This window comes from Janthinobacterium sp. BHSEK (assembly GCF_056174685.1).
Genome location: NZ_JBWBYV010000041.1, coordinates 33141 through 53464, shown reverse-complemented (window position 1 = coordinate 53464; position 20324 = coordinate 33141). Strand labels below are relative to the sequence as shown.

The 20324-nt window shown below is 61.2% G+C and carries 19 protein-coding genes and 1 rRNA gene; 12 read left to right on the top strand and 8 right to left on the bottom strand.

All coding sequences use genetic code 11. From position 1 onward, the window contains the following. Positions 1-113, bottom strand: a 16S ribosomal RNA gene (locus tag AC0V2Y_RS15325); the annotation flags it as partial. Between the two features lie 574 nt (positions 114-687). On the opposite strand from AC0V2Y_RS15325, the gene AC0V2Y_RS15320 reads away from it, so the two are divergent. The 3 genes from AC0V2Y_RS15320 to AC0V2Y_RS15310 all read left to right on the top strand — a co-directional run bounded on the left by AC0V2Y_RS15320 (position 688) and on the right by AC0V2Y_RS15310 (position 4158). Further along, a complete protein-coding gene (locus tag AC0V2Y_RS15320; protein WP_475415215.1) occupies positions 688-1980 on the top strand; it encodes a sensor histidine kinase in 1293 nt (430 codons plus the stop codon). Between the two features lie 63 nt (positions 1981-2043). After that, positions 2044-2802 carry a LytR/AlgR family response regulator transcription factor gene (locus tag AC0V2Y_RS15315; protein ID WP_475415214.1) on the top strand — a complete coding sequence of 253 codons (759 nt, stop codon included), beginning with the start codon at positions 2044-2046 and terminating at the stop codon, positions 2800-2802. A gap of 165 nt (positions 2803-2967) precedes the next feature. Then, on the top strand, positions 2968-4158 hold the full coding sequence (locus AC0V2Y_RS15310; RefSeq protein ID WP_475415213.1) for a PAS domain-containing sensor histidine kinase: 1191 nt from the start codon (positions 2968-2970) through the stop codon (positions 4156-4158). 45 nt (positions 4159-4203) lie between these two features. On the opposite strand, the gene AC0V2Y_RS15305 is transcribed toward AC0V2Y_RS15310, so the two are convergent. From AC0V2Y_RS15305 to AC0V2Y_RS15295, 3 genes are all read right to left on the bottom strand, one after another. Next, positions 4204-5151 (bottom strand): porin, encoded by a 948-nt coding sequence (locus tag AC0V2Y_RS15305; RefSeq protein ID WP_475415212.1) that lies wholly within the window; start codon positions 5149-5151, stop codon positions 4204-4206. Between the two features lie 186 nt (positions 5152-5337). Then, positions 5338-5988 carry a class I SAM-dependent methyltransferase gene (locus AC0V2Y_RS15300; protein ID WP_436499149.1) on the bottom strand — a complete coding sequence of 217 codons (651 nt, stop codon included), beginning with the start codon at positions 5986-5988 and terminating at the stop codon, positions 5338-5340. Between the two features lie 61 nt (positions 5989-6049). After that, positions 6050-6991: a CysB family HTH-type transcriptional regulator gene (locus tag AC0V2Y_RS15295; RefSeq protein ID WP_086138738.1), complete on the bottom strand. Its 942-nt coding sequence runs from the start codon at positions 6989-6991 to the stop codon at positions 6050-6052. A gap of 160 nt (positions 6992-7151) precedes the next feature. Here AC0V2Y_RS15295 and AC0V2Y_RS15290 point away from each other — a divergent pair, with 160 nt between their 5' ends. The 8 genes from AC0V2Y_RS15290 to AC0V2Y_RS15255 all read left to right on the top strand — a co-directional run bounded on the left by AC0V2Y_RS15290 (position 7152) and on the right by AC0V2Y_RS15255 (position 14928). Next, positions 7152-7925 (top strand): sulfite exporter TauE/SafE family protein, encoded by a 774-nt coding sequence (locus AC0V2Y_RS15290; RefSeq protein ID WP_475415211.1) that lies wholly within the window; start codon positions 7152-7154, stop codon positions 7923-7925. 81 nt (positions 7926-8006) lie between these two features. Further along, on the top strand, positions 8007-9695 hold the full coding sequence (locus tag AC0V2Y_RS15285; RefSeq protein ID WP_475415210.1) for a nitrite/sulfite reductase: 1689 nt from the start codon (positions 8007-8009) through the stop codon (positions 9693-9695). Next, a complete protein-coding gene (locus AC0V2Y_RS15280; RefSeq protein ID WP_475415209.1) occupies positions 9688-10248 on the top strand; it encodes a DUF934 domain-containing protein in 561 nt (186 codons plus the stop codon). Before AC0V2Y_RS15285 ends, AC0V2Y_RS15280 begins: the two co-directional genes overlap by 8 nt. Before the next feature lie 9 nt (positions 10249-10257). After that, positions 10258-10974, top strand: coding sequence for a phosphoadenylyl-sulfate reductase (locus AC0V2Y_RS15275; RefSeq protein ID WP_475415208.1), 717 nt, complete (start codon positions 10258-10260; stop codon positions 10972-10974). A 33-nt stretch (positions 10975-11007) separates the two neighbouring features. Continuing rightward, complete coding sequence (gene cysD, locus AC0V2Y_RS15270; RefSeq protein ID WP_475415217.1) at positions 11008-11925, top strand: sulfate adenylyltransferase subunit CysD; 918 nt, start codon at positions 11008-11010, stop codon at positions 11923-11925. Next, a complete protein-coding gene (locus AC0V2Y_RS15265) occupies positions 11925-13241 on the top strand; it encodes a sulfate adenylyltransferase subunit 1 (protein WP_475415207.1) in 1317 nt (438 codons plus the stop codon). Before cysD ends, AC0V2Y_RS15265 begins: the two co-directional genes overlap by 1 nt. Positions 13242-13268: 27 nt before the next feature. Beyond that, positions 13269-14033 carry a uroporphyrinogen-III C-methyltransferase gene (cobA, locus tag AC0V2Y_RS15260; protein ID WP_475415206.1) on the top strand — a complete coding sequence of 255 codons (765 nt, stop codon included), beginning with the start codon at positions 13269-13271 and terminating at the stop codon, positions 14031-14033. 247 nt (positions 14034-14280) lie between these two features. After that, entirely contained in the window at positions 14281-14928 is a 648-nt protein-coding gene (locus tag AC0V2Y_RS15255; RefSeq protein WP_475415205.1) for a hypothetical protein, read from the top strand. On the opposite strand, the gene AC0V2Y_RS15250 is transcribed toward AC0V2Y_RS15255, so the two are convergent. The 4 genes from AC0V2Y_RS15250 to lptF are packed head-to-tail and all read right to left on the bottom strand — an operon-like array spanning position 14925 to position 18608. After that, the gene (locus AC0V2Y_RS15250; protein WP_475415204.1) at positions 14925-15893 is read right to left on the bottom strand and encodes a Stealth CR1 domain-containing protein; all 969 of its coding nucleotides are present in this window, start codon (positions 15891-15893) and stop codon (positions 14925-14927) included. The two genes, AC0V2Y_RS15255 and AC0V2Y_RS15250, sit on opposite strands and share 4 nt — an antisense overlap. Further along, a complete protein-coding gene (locus AC0V2Y_RS15245) occupies positions 15890-16297 on the bottom strand; it encodes a sirohydrochlorin chelatase (protein WP_475415203.1) in 408 nt (135 codons plus the stop codon). The genes AC0V2Y_RS15250 and AC0V2Y_RS15245 overlap by 4 nt, the downstream gene beginning before the upstream one ends. Beyond that, on the bottom strand, positions 16297-17466 hold the full coding sequence (lptG, locus tag AC0V2Y_RS15240; protein ID WP_475415202.1) for an LPS export ABC transporter permease LptG: 1170 nt from the start codon (positions 17464-17466) through the stop codon (positions 16297-16299). Before lptG ends, AC0V2Y_RS15245 begins: the two co-directional genes overlap by 1 nt. Beyond that, entirely contained in the window at positions 17463-18608 is a 1146-nt protein-coding gene (gene lptF / locus AC0V2Y_RS15235) for an LPS export ABC transporter permease LptF (protein WP_475415201.1), read from the bottom strand. The genes lptG and lptF overlap by 4 nt, the downstream gene beginning before the upstream one ends. A gap of 67 nt (positions 18609-18675) precedes the next feature. Between lptF and AC0V2Y_RS15230 the strand changes: the two genes are divergently transcribed. Beyond that, positions 18676-20169, top strand: a complete 1494-nt coding sequence (locus AC0V2Y_RS15230; protein WP_475415200.1) for a leucyl aminopeptidase — start codon at positions 18676-18678, stop codon at positions 20167-20169. Positions 20170-20324 lie beyond the last annotated feature (155 nt).

Genomic DNA, 20324 nt, shown 5'->3' with positions numbered 1-20324 from the left:
TACTCACCCGTTCGCCACTCGCCACCAGAGCAAGCTCCGTGCTGCCGTTCGACTTGCATGTGTAAGGCATGCCGCCAGCGTTCAATCTGAGCCAGGATCAAACTCTTCAGTTTAATCTCTGTTACTTTGCCATTTTATTGGCACCGTCTTGCGACGGGTCGCTCACTCAAAAAACTGACAGGCTACTTCCGAAGAAGTATCCTATTTCATTATTTCTTGTGAACATTTGATATTTTAAGTATTACAGCAATCCGAAGATCACTGCTGCACTACATCAAATGCCCACACTTATCGACTGTTAATTGTTAAAGAACTGTATTCGGTGCTACTTTCGCGCTATCGACAAAGCGTTGTGTTTGTCAGCTGCGAAGAAGGAAGAGTATGAAGCATTTCACTACATCCGTCAACTCCTTCTTTTTTCTCGCTCTACGCTGCATTTGCATGCGTTGTTCAGCGAGGGGGCGAATTATAGCCCTGCCCCGCGCGGCCCGCAAGCGCTATTTTCCCGCCCTCGCCGCCCAGCAAGCATAGTCTTCACTTCAAGCGCCTTTTTGTGCAGCCTGTCGCAATCGGCTGGCGTAGTTCGTGGTCTTTAGGCACAGTGGCAACATCAGACTCTGACGCTACTCAACAAGGGGTTAAACTTGCCCGCTGCGTCGATTAACTCTTGTACTTGAAAGTGCCCCCATGCTTCCGATTTCCAGCCTGCCCCAATTGTTGAAAACCATCCTCGCTTGGTTGCAACGGGCATTCGACGCGACGACGACCTGGGTTACTCAGTTGTCTTGGTGGAAATTCTTCCTGTTCGCTGCACTGGCTCTGATCGCCGGTTCCATTTTGCAAGATGAGCTGTTCTCGTCCAGCCCGGACGAAGAAGTGGTCATCAAGTCGCATAAACGCAGCAACAAGGGTTCAGGGGAAACCAATATCCTGATCGACGATACGGGCATCCATTTCAATCCCCGCAACGGCAAGAACCGGCGCAGCAGCACGGCCGATGCGGCCAGCGATCCAGCCGATGCCGCCGAGGCGGATGCAAAAGCCAGTGCCGTGCCGCCGGAACCGCCGCAACCACCAGCCGCCCCTGCCAAGCCCAACTATCCGGTGACCACCAATGCTTCGGGGGAAGAAGTCCATATTGAATTACCGCCACAAATCGGCGAAGAGTTGTCGAATGCCATCGAAGAAGCCGTCGATGATGCGGCGGAGCAAAAGGTGTCGCGCTATCACCAGCAAGCCTCGACCTGGTTCAAGAGCTTTGTCTCCCTGCTGGTACTGGCCCTGTTCGCCATGAAAGCCCTGGTCGGCGGCAAGAAACGCGCCGAAGCGGAAACCGTCACGGCCAACGAAGCGGCCGAGCGCGAATCCATGCAGCGCCAACTCAGCGAAGCGAAGATGCAGATGATGCAGGCGCAAGTCGAGCCGCACTTCCTGTTCAATACGCTTGCCTCCGTCGAACACCTGATCCAGGTCGACCCGCCGCGCGCGGCCAAGATGCAGCGCAGCCTGATCCAGTATCTGCGCGCCGTGCTGCCGCAAATGCGCGACAACGCCCTGATTACCAACCTGGGCCGTGAAGCGGACATGGTGCAAGCGTACTTGAACCTGCTCAAAATGCGCATGGAAGAACGCCTGACCGTCGACTTCCAGATTCCCGACGGCCTGCGCAGCGCAGCCTTCCCGCCCATGATGCTGCAATCGATGGTGGAAAATGCCATCAAGCACGGCCTGGAAGTCAAACCGGAAGGCGGCACCCTGCGCATCGTGGCCGAAGTGGCGCACAGCAAGCTGCGCGTGACGGTCACCGACGACGGCCTCGGCTTTGGCGTGGTACCCAGCGATGGCACGGGACTGGGTTTGCCCACCATCCGCGAACGCCTGAAGCTGCTGCATGGCGACCAGGGCAGCCTGACCATTACGCCAAATCAACCGTCCGGCGTGTGTGCGGTGATCGAAGTGCCATATCAATTGTCCAAATAAGACAGTTGATAAAAACGCTAAATCATTGAATAATCAATCTTCGCCTGTTCACACTTGAGACCTATGCCTACCGCTATTATTGCCGACGACGAAAGACTGATGCGCGACCAGCTGCGCCTGCGCCTGGGCCAGGCCTGGCCTGAACTGGAAATCATCGGCGAAGCCAAGAATGGCGACGAAGCGATCGAACTGGTGGAACAACTCAAGCCCGATTTTGCCTTCCTCGATATCCGCATGCCGGGCAAGACGGGCATGGAAGCGGCGCAAGTAATAGGCAGCAAGACGCATATCGTCTTCGTCACGGCCTATGATAGCCATGCCGTCGAAGCCTTCGAGCGGGGCGCCGTCGACTACGTGCTCAAACCGCCCGAGCATGAGCGCTTGCTGGTGACGGTAGAGCGCCTGAAAACGCACTTGAACAAGCCGGCCCTGGACGTCAACAGCAGCGTCACGGCCATGCTGTCGCAACTGGCGGAAAAAATCACGGCCAAGCCCGCTTACTTGCAATGGATACAGGCCAGCATCGGCCAGGACTTGCGCATGATCCCCGTGGAAGAGATTTTGTTCTTCCGTTCTGACGAAAAATACACGTGCGTGCAGACGGCCAAGTATGAAGCGCTGATCCGCAAGCCCGTACGCGACCTTGCCGAAGAGCTCGATCCTTCGCTGTTCTGGCAAATCCACCGCGCCACCCTGGTCAACGTGAATGCCATCGAAGGCGTGACGCGCGACATCCGCGGCCGCCACCTGGTACTCATCAAAGGCAAATCCGACAAGCTCGAAGTCAGCCGCAGCTTCCTGCATCTGTTCAAGCAAATGTAAATCGCTCGCCGCCGCCCGGCCCAGGCCGGTGCGGCGCCTTGATCTCTTCCTTTCCCCTTCCTGCGCCACATCAAGCCGCGCCGCGCCAGCAGGCATAGGCTAGATAAAGTCCAACCTCCCAGCACCGTCTTGCCTGCCTTCGTACACGTTCGCAAGGAGAACCCCATGCCCGACCGAGGCAGTCCCGCACTGCTGCGCATCTTGCCGCTGGGTATGGCGGCGGCGCTTTTGCTGTGCTTGTTTCCCCCACTGAAAGCCCGCCGGCAACAGCAGGCACGCGGCCAGGCCATCATCGACAGCGCCAGCGACGCCATCATCAGCATCGACAGCCGGCAAATCATCCTGCATGCGAACGCGGCGGCGGCCAGATTGTTCGACGACACGCCGGCCGGCATGCGCGGCATGCGCCTGGGCCACTACATCCTGCGCGACTTGCGTACCCTGGGTGGCCTGGGCAAGCACGATGGCGAGCCGCCGTTTGGCGACATCAGCCAGGAACTGCGCCTGACGGGCCGGCGCGCCACCGACTACACCTTGACGGGACGGCGCAGCGATGGAGTCATGTTTCCCCTCGAAGGATCGCTCTCGGCCATGCAGGAAGATGGCCATAGCGTATTTACCATCATCGTGCGCGACATTACGGCGCGTCAGCAGATGCATGAACAGCTGGCCCGCTCCTTTTCGCAACTGCGTGAATTGTCGAGCGCGCTGCAAACCATCCGCGAAGAAGAACGCAAGCATATCGCGCGCGAACTGCATGATGACCTGGGGCAATTGCTTGCCACCTTGCGCGTCGACCTGACCCTGGTGCGCCAGCACACGGACACCACCGCGCCCCTGCAAGCCTTGCTGCACAGCATGGACGGTTTGCTGGTGACGGCCATCACCTCGCTGCGGCGCATCGCCAGCAACCTGCGCCCGCGCGCGCTCGATGAAGGGGGATTGTATTTTGCACTGCAAAAACTGCGCCACGACTTCCTGCTGCGCCGCGCCATCCATTTCGATTTGCTGGCTGACGAGGCCGACCTCGTGCTCGACGATGCGCGCAGCACGGCCATCTACCGCATCGTGCAGGAAGCGCTGACGAATATCGCGCGCCATGCCGAGGCCAGCCACATCACCATCGCCCTGCACCGCATCGATTCCTCGCTGGCGATCACCATCCAGGATGACGGCCGCGGCATTGCCGAACACGACATGGAAAAAGCCACGGCACTGGGCTTGCTGGGCATGCGCGAACGGGTGTGGGGCTTGAACGGCAGCATCCATATCGGTGCCGATAGCGAGCTGGGCGGCACACGCATCGACATCTCGCTGCCCATGCAGGCAGAAGCGGCAGCCGCGGCGATGCAATAAAAAAGGCGCCCGCAGGCGCCTTTGCTTCGTCACATCGAACGATGCTTAGAATTTGTGTGCCAGACCAATCTGGTACGAGGTCAGCGACTTGACGCGCTCGCGGCCAGCGTAAGCGTACACGTCGGTGCGCTTCGACAGGTGATAGTCATAGCCGACGCCGAATTCCTTGATGGTGTCCTGATCCTTGAACTTGTTGTTGCTCTGTTCTTGCTTGCCATACGACACTTTGGCATCGCCGCCGCCCACCGTGTAGTTCAGGCCGACCAGGTAGGACTTGAATTCGCCAGTCGTGGCAACCTTGGTGTCGCCTTTCGAGTAGGCGGCCGTGATCTTGGCTGGGCCGAATTTATAGCCGCCACCGATGGACCACAGGTCAGCCTTGGCTGCCGTAGCCGATGCCTGCACGGCTTTCTCGTAGCCGGCGTGCAGGCTGATCGGACCATTGTCGTAGGTTGCCAGGCCGATCACGCCGGCGTCAGCGCTGTTGACTTCGCTCAGCACATATTGCAGGCTGCCCACGAAACCGTCAAAGCTTGGGCTGTTGTAGGTCACGGCATTGTTGACGCGCGACGTGCCGACGCCCGAACGCAGCAGGGTTTCATTGTTCTTGCCGACCACGCCGTAGGTGTTGAATGGGTCGACGCGGGCGATGGTGCCATCGACCAGGTTCTTGGTGCGGCCCAGGATGGCGGTACCGAAAGCGCCTTTCAAGCCCACGTAGGCTTGACGGTCGAACAGCACGCCTTTTTGCGCGCCGGTGTCGGCCAGGAATTCACTTTCCAGGTTGAAAATTGCGGACAGGCCGCCACCCAGATCTTCCGTACCCTTGAAACCGAGGCGCGATGCATTGTTTTCGCGTTGTACCGTCGGCTGGCCAGTGGTCTTGGCGATACCGAGGTCAACCAGACCATAGACGGTGACGTTCGATTGTGCTTGCGCCGTAGCTGCTGCGAAGGTGCCGACGATCAATGCTGCCAGAGTAATTTTTTTCACTTGAGAATCTCTACATTAGGTTGGACAAGATGAGCTGCTGCTGAGCTGCTGAACCGAATCATGCCCACGAAATACTTCAACAATATGACATCGACAAGATGTTGTTTTTTGGAACAACATCTTGTCAGATAAAAACAACAGACGAAAAAAAACCGCCCGCAGGCGGTTTGTCTTGCCGTGCCAGCCTTATTTCAGACGGCAGCTCAGCAGCCAGTAGTATTCCAGGCGCTTCATGCGGATTTCGCGGGCCGAATGGGCAAACTTCTTGCGCAGATGGCTATCCGACGGGAAATTCTTCAGCACTTCATAGCGCTCGCCCCCATCCGTCGTACGGAACTGGTGGGTATTGCCCTCCAGGTCGGTGCGCGCGATGACCGTGCTGCTGCCATCGACATAGGAATTGTCGATCAGCACCAGCAGGATGTCCTTGCCCAGCTTGCTGCGCAATTGCTTCAGGTATTTGTCCTGGTCTTCGCGCTTGACGTGCGACCACCAGAAGCCCGCGAACACGGCCGTGAACTTGCCCAGCATGTCATCGGGCAAGTTGAAAGCGTCGAGCTTGGCAAAGGTGACGTTGTCGGGCAAGCCGCGCTTTTGGGCCAGCGCCAGCATTTCATCGTTGATATCGGTGGCCAGCACGGACTCGGCCGACTCGGCGACCACTTCCGTCCAGTAGCCGGTACCGCAGGCCAGTTCCAGCACGGTGTGGCCTTCCAGCACGTCGGCGACCTTGTCGCGCAACACTTCCAGGTCTTCCTGGCGTTCGGGCTTGTCATAGACGCGCTCGTACTGCTGCGCGATGGTGGCGTAATATTTGGCAAGCTGATCGGTAATCATTGTTTCTTCTCTTCTTAAATAATCTTGGCCAGGCACCTCGCCCGGCCGACTTCCTGCATTGTTATAGTTCGTAGTGCTCTTTATCACCGCTCATCGCCTGCTCGATGAGCTTGCGGTTCAAGGTCGGCGTCAGCAACTCGATAAAGGTATAGATATAGCTGCGCAAATACGCGCCCTGCTTGACGGCCACGCGCGACACATTCATGCCGAACAGGTGCCCGACAGGGATGGCGCGCAAGCCTTTGTCGCGCTCGGCATCGAAGGCCATACCCGCTATGATACCAATCCCCATGCCCAACTCGACATAAGTCTTGATCACGTCGGCGTCTATGGCTTCCAGCAAGATGTCCGGCTTCAGGCCGCGCAGCACGAAAGCATGGTCGATCTTGTTGCGCCCGGCGAACGCGCTGTCATAGGTAATCAGGGGGAAGGCGGCGATTTCTTCCAGGGTCACGGACTTCGATTTGAGCAGCGGATGATCGAGGGGCACCACCACCACATGCTCCCATTGATAGCATGGCAAGGTAATTAAACCATCGATGGCGGCGATCGATTCCGTGGCGATGGCGAGATCCGCCTGGTCGCGCTGCACCATCTCGGCGATCTGGCGCGGATTTCCTTGCAGTAAAGACAATCTGACCTTGGGGAACTTCAGCATGAACGCTTGCACCACCTTGGGCAAGGTGTAGCGCGCCTGCGTATGCGTGGTGGCAATGGTGAAGCTGCCGCTGTCCTGCGCCGCGAATTCCTTGCCGATGCGCTTCATGCTGTCGATTTCCTGCATGATCAGCTCGACCGACTCCAGCACCAGACGGCCGGGCTCCGTCAGGCCGCGGATGCGCTTGCCGTGGCGCGTAAAAATATCCACGCCCAGCTCTTCCTCCAGCTCGATGATGGCTTTCGATACGCCCGGTTGCGACGTAAACAAGGCCTTGGCGGCGTCCGTCAGGTTATAGTTCTGCCGGACCGCTTCGCGCACGAAGCGCAGTTGATGGAGATTCATTGCTGGTTTGCCCTAGATTGCCGTGATTTGCCGAGTTTCCGCCCTACCCATGATTTTGCATGCATGCATATACGCATATCGCATATAAGCAAATGCGTACTTAGTAGTTTGGATTAAACACTAAGTTTATTACTATTGCGGGTACTTTGGGGGTGCAAGCATGACTTTGTCTTATATAGTCTCAGGATTTGCCGTAGGATTACTGGTAGGAATGACCGGCGTGGGCGGCGGTTCGCTGATGACGCCGCTGTTAACCCTGCTGTTTGGCGTACCGCCTTCCGTGGCGGTGGGCACCGACCTGGCGTTCGCCTCGATCACCAAGAGCGCCGGCACGCTGACGCACCGCCTGCGCGGCACCATCCGCTGGGATATCGTCAAGCGCCTGTGCATCGGCGCCCTGCCCGCCGCCGTCGTCGCGACCCTGGCGCTGAAATCGTTCGGCACCCTGTCGCCGCAAATCGGCCAGATCATCCGTTACTCGATCGCCGGCTCCGTGCTGCTGACCGTCGTGGCGCTCATTTTCAAGGGCCGCATGCTGGCTTGGATTAATGCCCACCCTGAGAAACAATTGCAAGGCAACAAGCTTGCCGCTGCGACCATCATCGCCGGCGCCGTGCTGGGCGTGCTGGTGACGGTGTCGTCAATCGGCGCCGGCGCCATCGGCGCAACCTTGCTGGTGATGCTGTATCCACGCATGAGCTCGGCTGAAGTGGCGGGCACCGACATCGCCTACGCCGTGCCCCTGACGGCCATCGCCGCACTGGGCCACTGGTGGCTCGGCTCCATCCACTGGGAATTGCTGGCTTCCTTGCTGGTCGGCTCCCTGCCCGGCATCACGCTCGGTTCCTGGGTCGCCCGCTCCGTGCCGGAAAAGTTTTTACGCGTGCTGCTGGCGATGACCTTGACCGGCGTGGCAGTAAAGCTAATCTATTAATGACCGACCATGTGACAAGAGCAGTATCAAGAACATCATCCCAGGCAGTCTTCCAGCACCCCGGCTTTTTTAGGAATTGATATGTACCATTACGATCAGTACGACCACCTCATCATCAAAGAACGCATCGCCCAGTACCGAGACCAGGTTGCGCGCCGTATCGCCAATGAACTGACGGAAGAGGAATTCATTCCGCTGCGCCTGCAAAACGGCCTGTATATGCAACGCCATGCCTACATGCTGCGCATCGCCGTGCCGTACGGCTTGCTGTCGGCGAAGCAGATGCGCATGTTCGCGCACATCGCGCGCAAGTACGACCGCGGCTATGGCCACTTCACGACGCGCCAGAACATCCAGTTCAACTGGATTGAGCTGGAACAAACGCCCGACATCCTGACGGACCTCGCTTCCGTGGAAATGCACGCGATCCAGACTTCCGGCAACTGTATCCGTAATACAACATCGGACCCGTTCGCCGGCGTCGCCGCCGATGAAATCATCGATCCGCGCCCGTACGCGGAAGTGTTGCGCCAGTGGAGCACCTTCCACCCCGAGTTCATCGCCCTGCCCCGCAAATTCAAGGTCGCCATCAATGGCGCCGAGGAAGACCGCGCCGCCATCGCCGTGCACGACATCGGTCTGACGGCCGTGCGCAACGAAGCCGGCGAAGTGGGCTTCAAGGTGATGGCGGGCGGCGGCATGGGCCGCACGCCGATCCTGGGCAGCGTCGTGCGCGACTTCCTGCCATGGCAGCACTTGCTCACGTATATCCAGGCGATCATGCGCGTGTACAACTTGCACGGCCGCCGCGACAACAAATACAAGGCGCGCATCAAGATCCTGTTGAAGGCCATCGGCGTGGAAGAATTCACGCGCCAGGTGGAAGCCGAATGGGTCGACTTGAAGGATGGCCCGGAAACCTTGACGGCCGAGGAAATGCAGCGCGTGGCGGACTTCTTCAATCCGCCCGCCTACCTTGCCCTGCCAGAACTCGATTACCAGGCCGAACACGCGGACAACAAGGCCTATGTAAATTGGCTGGCGCGCAACGTCAAGCCGCACCAACGCCCCGGCTACGTGGCCGTGGTACTGTCCCTGAAGAAAACCGGCGTGCCGCCGGGCGACGCGACGGCCGAGCAGATCGACTTCGTGGCCGATCTGGCCGACCGCTACAGCTTTGGCGAACTGCGCGTGACGCACGAGCAAAACCTGGTGCTGGCCGACGTGGAACAGTCGAAACTGTTCGCACTGTGGCAGGAAGCCAAGGCGCACGGCCTGGCCACGCCGAACATCGGTTTGCTGACGGACATGATCTGCTGCCCGGGCGGCGATTTCTGCTCGCTGGCCAACGCCAAGTCGCTGCCGATCGCGGCCGCCATCGCGGAACGCTTCGACAGCATCGACTTCCAGCACGACATCGGCGAGATCGAACTGAATATTTCCGGCTGCATCAATGCCTGCGGCCACCATCACGTGGGCAGCATCGGCATCCTCGGCGTCGACAAGGATGGCAGCGAATGGTATCAAGTGTCGATTGGCGGCGCGCAAGGCAACAACGCGGCCATCGGCAAGATCATCGGACCATCGTTCTCGTCCCTGCAGATGCCTGAAGTCATCGGCCGCCTGCTGCACGTCTACGTGCGCGACCGCCACGAAGGCGAGCGCTTCGTCGATACGGCCCAGCGCCTGGGCCTGGCGCCGTTCAAGGAACACGTATATGCAACGCCGATCACGGTCGGCAACCTGGTGGGAGAAGACGAATATGTTTGAAGTACGCGAAGAAATCATCAAGAACGCCGCCGTGGTGCCGAATACCTGGGGCTTGCTGCGCCTCGATGAGACGGACACGCCGGAAACGGTGGTGGTGCCTGCAGGCAAGGTCATCGTGCCGCTGCCCGTGTGGCAAGCCCAGCGCGAAACCCTGGCGGCCCGCCTGCCCGACATCGGCGTCTGGCTGGCCAGCGACGAGCGGCCGGAAGAGCTGGCGGCCGATGTGGCGCAACTGCCCGTCATCGGCGTGGACTTCCCGAAATTCACGGATGGCCGCGGCTATTCCATCGCCTTCAACCTGCGCGCCCGCCTGGGTTTCCAGGGTGAATTGCGCGCCATCGGCGACGTGCTGCGCGACCAGCTGTTTTCCATGCACAGGGTCGGCTTCGATGCGTATGCGACACGTCCGGACCGCAGCATCCATGACGCGCTGAAAGGATTATCCGTGTTTTCGGAAACCTACCAGGCGTCGTGGGACCAGAAATCGCCGCTGTTCCGCCGCCACCACCGCGAAGGCCAGAATCCTGACCTCGACAACGCGGCCGGCATCTGAGGACCCATCATGAGCGATCTGACTTCTTTGATTGACGCCACCGAGCAAACGCTGACACGCATCGCCGCGGATTTTTCGCCGGCCGTGTTCGCGTCCAGCCTGGCAGCCGAAGACATGGTGCTGACCGACATGATTCTCAAGGCAAAGCTGCCCATCGGCATCTTTTCCCTGGAAACGGGCCGGCTGCACCAGGATACCCTGGCCGTGCTCGACAAGGTGAAAACCCGCTACGACCACGACATCACGCTGTACCGCCCGCGGCCGGAAGCGGTGGCCGCCTACGTGGAACAGAATGGCCTGAATGCCTTTTACAACAGCGTCGAGATGCGCCGCGAATGCTGCCGCATCCGCAAGGTCGAGCCGCTGGGCCGCGCCCTGGCGGGCAACAAGGCCTGGGTCACGGGCCAGCGCCGCGCCCAGTCCACCACGCGCGCCGAATTGCACGTGCAGGAAGACGACGCGGCGCACGCGATGACGAAATTCAACCCGCTGGCCGACTGGTCCGAGCAGGATGTGTGGGACTATATCCGTGCCAACGACGTGCCCTACAACGCGCTGCACGACCAGGGCTACCCGTCCATCGGCTGCGAACCGTGCACGCGGGCCGTGCAGCCGGGCGAAGACGTGCGCGCCGGACGCTGGTGGTGGGAAAATCCGGATTCCAAGGAATGCGGCCTGCACATGGTGGACGGCAAGTTGATCCGCATCAAATCCGTGGCAGCCTGAACAGACACAACAGACTCAGCAGAACAAGAAAGCATCCATATGAGCAATATTTTGAACCAGCGTCACCTCGACAGCCTTGAATCGGAAGCCATCCACATCATGCGCGAAGTGGCGGCCGAATCGGCCAATCCCGCCCTGTTGTTTTCCGGCGGCAAGGATTCCGTCGTCCTGCTGCGCCTGGCCGAGAAGGCCTTCCGCCCGGGCAAGTTCCCGTTTCCCCTCGTGCATATCGACACGGGCCACAACTTCCCTGAAGTCATCACTTTCCGCGACAAGAAGGTGGCGCAGCTGGGCGAGCGCCTGATCGTCGGCTCCGTGGAAGACTCGATCAAGCGCGGCACCGTGCGCCTGCGCAATCCGGCCACGGATTCGCGCAACGCGGCGCAAGCCGTGACCTTGCTGGAAACCATCGCCGAACACGGTTTTGACGCCTGCATCGGCGGCGCGCGCCGCGATGAAGAGAAGGCCCGCGCCAAGGAACGCATCTTTTCCTTCCGCGACGAATTCGGCGCCTGGGACCCGAAAGCCCAGCGCCCCGAGCTGTGGGACCTGTATAACACGCGCGTGCATCCCGGTGAAAACATGCGCGTCTTCCCCATCTCGAACTGGACGGAACTGGACGTGTGGCAATACATCGCCCGCGAGCAACTGGAATTGCCGCCGATTTACTTCGCGCACGAGCGCCAGGTGATCCCGCGCAACGGTTTGTTGGTGCCGCTGACGGATCTGACGCCGCCGCGCGACGGCGAAACGGTGGAAACGCAAGTCGTGCGCTTCCGCACCGTGGGCGATATCTCGTGCACCTGCCCCGTGTCGTCCGACGCGGCGACGGTGGACGCCATCATCGCCGAGACGGCAATCACGCAAATCACGGAGCGGGGCGCCACCCGCATGGATGACCAGACTTCCGAAGCCTCGATGGAAAAACGCAAGAAAGCAGGGTATTTCTAATGAACGCAGCAATCCAGAACACCAACCTCACCGACAGCCTGGAGCGCGGCATGTTGCGCTTCATCACGGCCGGTTCCGTCGATGACGGCAAGAGCACCCTGATCGGCCGTTTGCTGTTCGACAGCAAGGGCATCTTCGCCGACCAGCTCGACGCCATGTCGCGCTCCAAGCACAAGCGCACGGTGGGCGACACGGTCGACCTGTCGCTGCTGACGGACGGCCTGGAAGCGGAACGCGAGCAAGGCATCACCATCGACGTGGCCTACCGTTACTTTGCCACGCCGAAACGCAAATTCATCATCGCCGACACGCCGGGCCACGAGCAGTACACGCGCAACATGGTCACGGGCGCTTCCACGGCCGACGCCGTCATCATCCTGATCGACGTGTCGAAAGTCAAACTCGGTGACGACGGCAGCGTGGAATTGCTGATCCAGACCAAGCGCCATTCGACGATTGCCCATCTGCTGCAGATCGAGCACGTGGTCGTGGCCGTCAACAAGATGGACCTGGTCAACTACGATGAAACGGTCTATAACCGCATCGTCGCGGCCTACCGCACATTCGCCCAGTCGCTGGGGCTGAAGGACATCACGCCGATTCCGCTGTCGGCCTTGACGGGCGACAACGTCGTCGAACGCGGCGACAAGCTGGGCTGGTACACGGGCCCGACCCTGATCGAGCTGCTCGAATCCTTGTCCGTCTACGACGAGTCGCACGACACGCCGTTCCGCTTCCCGGTGCAGCTGGTGGCGCGCCACAACGGCCACGAAGCGAACGACTTCCGCGGCTACATGGGCCGCATCGAGGCGGGCAAGGTCAGCATCGGCGACACCCTGGTGGTGCAGCCGTCGGGCCAGACGGCGACAGTGAAAGATATCGTCACCCTGGACGGCTCGCTGCCGACGGCCGTGGTGGGCCAGTCCGTGACCCTGCTGCTGAACGAATACCTCGATATCTCGCGCGGCGACCTGCTGGCCAGCAGCGAGCGCCCTGCCACCCTGCTGAAACAGGTGGTGGCCGACGTGTGCTGGCTGTCGGAAGACGCGCTGGACCTGCGCCGCAAGTACTGGATCAAGCACGGCACCAAGCAGACGGCGGCCAAGGTGACGGCGATCGAATCGATCCTCGACATCAATACTCAGCAGCGCCATCCGGCCGAAGGCTTGAAGCTCAACGACATCGCCCGCATCAGTCTGAACGTGCAGCAGGCGCTGGCGGCCGATGCGTATGCCGATATCCGCGCCACCGGGGCATTCATCCTGATCGATGAAGTCACCCACCAGACCGTCGCGGCCGGCATGGTCCGACTCTAACCCGCTTCGTCCAGGAAAGGCAGCCATATGCACAGCTCCCCATCACTCCCCGGCAAGGTCTACCTGATCGGCGCCGGCCCCGGCGCGCAAGACCTGATGACCTTGCGCGGCGCCCGCCTGCTGGCGCAGGCCGACGTCGTGCTGCACGACGCGCTGGTGACAAGCGAGATGCTGGAGCTGTGCCCGCAGGCGCACAAGATCCTGGTCGGCAAGCGCTGCGGCCAGTTATCGACGGCGCAGGCGTTTATCAACAAGCAGCTGGTCGACAATGCCCGCAAGCACGCCGTCGTGGTGCGCCTGAAAGGGGGCGACCCCATGCTGTTCGGCCGTGCCGACGAGGAATTGCGGGCGCTGGAAGAGGCGGGCATCGCCGTCGAAGTGGTGCCCGGCATTACCACGGCGCTGGCGGCGGCGGCCGCCACACAGCAGCCGCTGACCAAGCGGGGCGTGTCGCGCAGCGTGGCCTTTTTCACGTCCAGCACGGCGCCGGGCGAACCGGAGCAGACGCGCATTCCCGACTGCGACACCCTGGTGCAATACATGGGCGGACGCGAAGCCATCGCCACGGCGCAGCGCCTGCTGGCTCTGGGCCGCCGGGCCGATACCCCCGTGGTGGTGATTGAAAACTGCAGCCGCCCGGACCAGCGCATCGTGCGCCTGACGCTGAGCGCCCTGGCGCATGGCCTGGGCGACACCCACGGCCCCGTGCTGGTGATGCTGGGCGACGCCATGGCCGCGCGCGCGCACCAGCCCATCGCAGAAACGGCGGCCATGCTGGCGCGCCATGCTTGAATAAACACAGCGTATTTTACCGACTTTAAAGTCAGTAACCGACGTCTTCAGAAGAAACATGATACGATGCTCACGCATCTTTTCTCGAGAAGTTGTTGCGTGATAGCAATAAAATCACGCTTCGCCCCGCCATAGCGCTTGCCGCGCGGTCTTCCGGCTGACGGAAACCGCCATGCAATCTCCCCGAAAAAAGCTGCGCCCGCAGGCTGCAATACCGCGCCGCGCAACTTTAGCCTTACGACCACACATGAATTTCACTTCCATGCGCGAAGCCCTGACTTCGCTCAGCCGCAGCAATGCCGGCGTCGCCAGCGCTGTGCTGCTAAGCATGCTCACCTCCATCGCCCTGTGGACGGTGTTTCCGAATATCGACGATGAAAACCATTTGCTGGAATGGCTGCAGGCGCTGTTCCTGGCCCTGGCCTGCACGGTGCACGGCGTGCGGGCATGGCAAGAGCCTGACCGCCAGTCCTTGCGCTTCCTCATGCATGCCGGCTTGTCGGCCCTGCTGTTCGGCTTTCTGCTGCGCGAACTCGATATCGACCAATTCGGCACGGCGCCCGCCTGGGCGCAGCTGGAAAAAGCCCTGCGCGTGGTGGAATTGCTGATCCTGATACGCGTGCTGATCTTTTTCGCGCCGCGCGCGCGCAAGGTGTTTGCCCATGCGGGCCTGATTTTCAGCATGCGCATCACCATCCTGACGGCCATCGGCGGCTTGCTGATGGTGGCCGGCTGGCCGTTCGACAAGAAGGTCTTCCATGGCATGCCGGACGCCTACGCGCTGCTGGGTGAGGAAGTCTTCGAACTGGGCGCCTATTTGCTGCTGTTCCTCGCTTCGCTGTCCGACAGCACGGCCGCCGCCCGCATCAGCCTGGCGCCCAAGGGCAAGCGCTAAGCCATTTCAAATGAAGACGGCAGCGGCAGCAGCCGCTGCAAGGTAGCGGCCACGCGCAGCAGGCGCGGGTCGTCGTCCTCGGCCTCGTCGCAGGTATCGTTGATGCAGAAAAACGGCAAGCGGCCAAAACGCGCCGCCAGCTCCTCAAGCTGCCGCGGCGCCTGGGCATCGCCGCTGGCGATATGCAGCGGGTCGAGCATGCGCGAGCGCGCAATCCCCTGATGCACCATCCAGCGCGGCACCAGGTCGGGCAGCAAGGCCGGCACCTGCCACGAGCGGAACACCGTCGCGCGCACGCTGGCAAACATGGCCGGCGCCAGCGCTTCCAATTCATGCAGCGCGCTTTTCAGCATGGGCCGCGGCGCATGCGCATACAGGCGCGGTTCATGCCGGTAAGCGGGATACTGCGCCGACAGCCATTGCCGCGACAACGTGGCGCAGTTGACGGGCGCCGCCACGTCGGCGCGCAAGCCCTGCACCGCATCGTGCAGCGCACTTTCCGTGAAAACGCTCAAACGCCGGTCCCCGTCCCCGCCAAACCAGAATGCAGGCTCGAACGGCGCGCCGAAAAATACGTCGTCGTTCAAATACAGGAAGCGTTCGGACAGGCCCGGAATATGGTGCAGGTACGATTCGATATGGCCGGAATCGAACACGGGCAGGGACGCACCGGGCATCAGGCTCGCGTGATCGATCACCGTCAGGCGCGGCGAGGCGCGCAGCCAGGCGGGCACTTGCCGGTCCGTCAGCAGGTAGACGTGGCCGTGGCCGGGGAAGAAGCGCTCGAGCGCGCGCAGGTTGTAGCGCAGTTCGCCGTTGTCCCGGTAGCGCCCCGCCACGTTGCCGTGCAAGGCCAGCTGGCCGGGATGCGCCTGCGCCCAGGCGGCATATGCGTGCCGCCGGCGCGCGCGCCATGCGGGATCGGCGCCGTCTACCCACAGATAGACGATGTCGATGGTGCTCAAGGCAGAGGGCTGGAACCTGGCGCCGCCACGCAGTAATCGGCGATGGCGGCGAGCACGCTGGCGTTCTCGCCCACCGCCTCGACCACCTTCAGGCGCAGTGCCGGATGCTGCTGGCGCAGTTCTTCCAGCAGCAGCGGCAAGTCGCGCAGCACATGCCCGCCCTGCCCCAGGAACACGGGCACCACGGTGACGTCGAGGATGGCGCCGGCGGGCAGCTCGGCCAGCAGGCTCGCCACCAGCTCGGGCAGGCGCGGCGTCATCAGTTCCAGGAAGGCCAGGTGCACGCTGGTGCCGGGCATGCGCGCCTGGGTCAGGTCGCGCAGGCGCTCGAATGGGGCGACCCACGATGCGGCGCGCGCGCCATGGGCAAACAAGATCAGCGCCTGTTTCACGTTCGTCTCCATCAGTGCCGCTCCACCCACCACAGGGCGCCCAGCGCCAGCAGCAGATACAGGGCGCTCGGCGCCACCGCCGTCAGGAAGGCCGGCCAGGTGCTGAGCAAGCCAAGATGCGAGAACAGCGTGTTGACCAGCATGAAGCTCACGCCGATCATGATGCCGATGAAAATCTTCAGACTGATGCCGCCGCTGCGCGTATGCATGTAGGCGAACGGCAGCGCCAGCGCCATGAGCACGAAAATGGCCAGCGGATCGATCAGTTTTTTCCAGAAAGCGATACGGAAACGCTCCGTTTCCTGCTTGTTCTCGGCCAGGTGGCGCGTGTACACGGCCAGTTCACTGGCCGACATGCGCTCGGGATCGGACGCCGACACCGTCAGGATCTTCGGCGTCACTTCCGACGTCATGTCCTTGCTGGCGCTTTGCACCGTACGCACCAGGCTCGTTTCCTGCGCATAGTAGTTTTCCAGCTTCGGCTCGAAGCCGGGCGAGGTCGCCGCGCTGTTCGAGAACGAGGTTTCCGTCACGTCGGTCAGGCGCCAGATATTATTGCCCTGATACGTCGCGCCCTTGGCGACGGTGAGGGTGCGCAAGCGCATATCGGTGTCGAATTCATACAGCTTGACGTTTTTCAGCTGGCCGTCGGGACGCGCTTCGCCCACGTTGAAGAAGCGCGAACCGGTGACGGTGCCCGTCAGGCCGTCGCTCTTGACCATGTCCTTGGTCCACAGGCCCGAGCGAAACTCGCTCGACACGGCCGCGCCGCGCGAAGTCAGCTTCAGGCGTTCGGCCAGCGGCTCCGTGCGCGGCGTGATCAACTCGCCGAAGATGAAGGTGATGACGACGAAGACGATACCGATGCGGAACAGGAAACCGGCGGCCATCGCCGTCGACATGCTCGATGCGCGCATGATGGTGAATTCGGAACTGGCCGCAAACTGCGCCATCGTGTAGATGGTGCCGATCAGCGCCGCGATCGGCATCACCTCGTACACGTGGCCCGGCACCAGCACCAGCACATACAGGAAGGCGTACTGGATGGTGTAGCCGTTGCGGCCCACCTTGGGCAGCTCGCCCGTCAGGTCGATGAAGGCTTGCAGTGCCAGGAAGGCCAGCAGCACGAACAGCACCGCCTGGAATATCGAGACCGCAAAATAGCGCTGTAAGATCTTCATTTCGATGCCGCTTTACTTGGTTTGCCGGCGCGGCGCGCGCGCTTGAAAGCCGCCAGCAGGACCAGCGGATGGTAGCGGTGGTTCACATTCAGGCGCCAGGCAAACAGCGCCACCACGGCCAGCGCCGCCAGCAGGTGCAGCGGCCACCAGGCCAGGCCGAAGGTCAGGCGGCCCTGCTTGACGCTCGCTTCGATGACCTTGATCAGGTTACTGTAGGTGAAGAAAATCAGCAGGGCGATGATCAGGTTGGCCGAACTGCCGGCGCGCGGATTGACAAAGCCCAGCGGAATGGCCAGCAGGATCAGCATCAGGCCGATCAGCGGCGCGCTGACGCGCCACAGCAACTCGGCCATGGTGTAGGGATTCGGATCGGCGACCAGCGCCATGGTGCTCATGGCGCGCACGCCCAGTTCCGCGCCCAGTTCCTGCTGCTTGCTCTCGATGCGCATGATGTACTGCTCGAATTCCATGGTCTGGAAGTCCGCCTGTGTCGGCACGCCCTGGTAGCGGCGGCCGCTCTTGAGCACCAGGAAGCGTTCGCCCTTGGCGTCGGTATTGATCACGCCTTCTCTGGCGACGACGACGACGGCGCTGCCTTTTTCATCGACGGTATTGACGAAGACGTTCTGCACCACGTTCTTCTCGCCGCTGACGCCCTCGACGAAAAAGATGCGGTTGCTGCCGGCCGATTCGCGGAACTGGCCTGGCGTGACTTTCTGCAGGTCTTCGCGCTTTTCAAAGCGCGCCACATATTCATCGCTTTTCTTTTGCGCCCATGGCGTGGCGTACAAACTCAGGATACCGGTAGCCAGCACCAGCGGCAGGCCGAAACTGAGCACGGGCCAGATCCAGCGCGACAGGCTCAGGCCCGAGGCGAACCACACCACCATCTCCGACTCCTTGTAGCTGCGCGTGACGACCATCAGCACCGAAATGAAACCGGTGAGGATGATGATGGTGGGCAGCTGCATCAGGGCGGAAAAGACCATCAGGGACATGACGTCGGACGATGCAATCTTGCCGCCCGCCGCCTTGCCGAGAATACCGATCAGCATCCAGGTGAGCAGGATGCTGAACAAAACAGTGAAGGTGGCCCCGGCGGCACTAGCCAATTCACGTCGAAGGGCGCGTTGAAAGATCATTCGGAGTTTATAATTCGGATCAGTTAGTTGAGTAACACGTTACTAGTAAATGAAAACGGAGAACCAAATGGACTTTAGCATAAAAGCATTCGATACCAAGAGCACCCTCGGCACGGCCAAAAGCGGATGCATCGCGGTTGCGGTATTCGAAAACAAAAAACTGTCGCCAGCGGCAAAATCGCTGGACAGCAAGGGTGCGATTTCGGCTGCGCTGAAGTCCGGCGACATCAGCGGCAAGCCTGGCAGCACCTTGCTGCTGCGCGCAGTCGATGGCGTCGCCGCCGAACGTGTTCTGCTGGTAGGCATGGGCAGCGATGACACTGTCAGCGAAAAAAGCTTCACGACCGGCGTACAAGCCGCACTGAAGGCCTTCGGCTCGCTGGGCGCTGCGGACGCCATTATCGCATTACCGCTGGCGGAAGTGAAAGAGCGCGACGTAAATTGGGCAATCCGTTGCGTGGTGCAAGCCGCCCACGACAGCGAATACCGCTGCGACTCGCAAAAAAGCAAAAAAGATCCGGCGCCGGCAGGCGTGCGCAAGATCGTCCTGGCCGCGCCAGCAACGGCGGCCACGCGCGGCGCGCTGGCGCAAGCCATCGCCATCGCCAATGGCTCCGACCTGACGCGCAACCTGGGCGACCTGCCGGCGAACATCGCCAATCCGACCTACCTGGCCAGCACGGCCAAGCAGCTGGCCAAGGATTACAAGTTCGAAGTCGAAGTACTGGACCGCAAACAGCTCGAAGCGCTGAAAATGGGCAGCTTCCTGTCCGTCACCAACGGCAGCGAACAGCCGCCGAAATTCATCGTCCTGAAGCACATGGGCGGTAAGGCCAAGGATGCGCCAGTGGTCCTGGTCGGCAAGGGCATCACCTTCGACACGGGCGGCATTTCGATCAAGGCCGGCCCCGGCATGGATGAAATGAAGTACGACATGTGCGGCGCCGCCTCGGTACTGGGCACCTTCCGCGCCATCGGCGAAATGAACCTGAAGCTGAACGTCATCGGCATCATCGCCGCGTGCGAAAACATGCCATCGGGCCGCGCCACCAAGCCGGGCGACATCGTCACCTCCATGAACGGCCTGACCATCGAAGTGCTGAATACGGACGCCGAAGGCCGTCTGGTGCTGTGCGACGCGCTGACCTACGCCGAACGCTTCAAGCCGGCAGCCGTGGTCGACATCGCCACGCTGACGGGCGCTTGCGTCGTCGCTCTGGGCCACCACAACAGCGGCCTGTTTACACGCAGCGATGCGGCGCATGACCAGCTGGCCAATGAATTGCTGGCAGCGGGCAAGCAGTCGAGCGACACGGCATGGCGCATGCCGATCGAAGAGGCGTACAACGAACAGCTGAAGTCGAACTTCGCCGACCTGGCCAACATCGGCACGCCAGGCGGCGGTTCGGTGACGGCAGCGGCATTCCTGGAAAACTTCACCAAGAAGTACACCTGGGCGCATCTGGACATCGCCGGCACGGCATGGAAATCGGGCGGATCGAAGGGCGCGACCGGCCGTCCAGTGCCACTGCTGACGACCTTCCTGATCAACCGCGTCTAAGAGAACGCCAGACCAAACCTGCTGCGCGGGGCTATTGGCGGCCGGCGATGCTCGCTGTACATAAAGTACAGCTGCGCTTCTCGGCCACCACTAGCTCCCGCTCGCTACGGTTTTGTCAGGCGTCGTTACGCAAGAAGACAGCCGCCACGGTCACT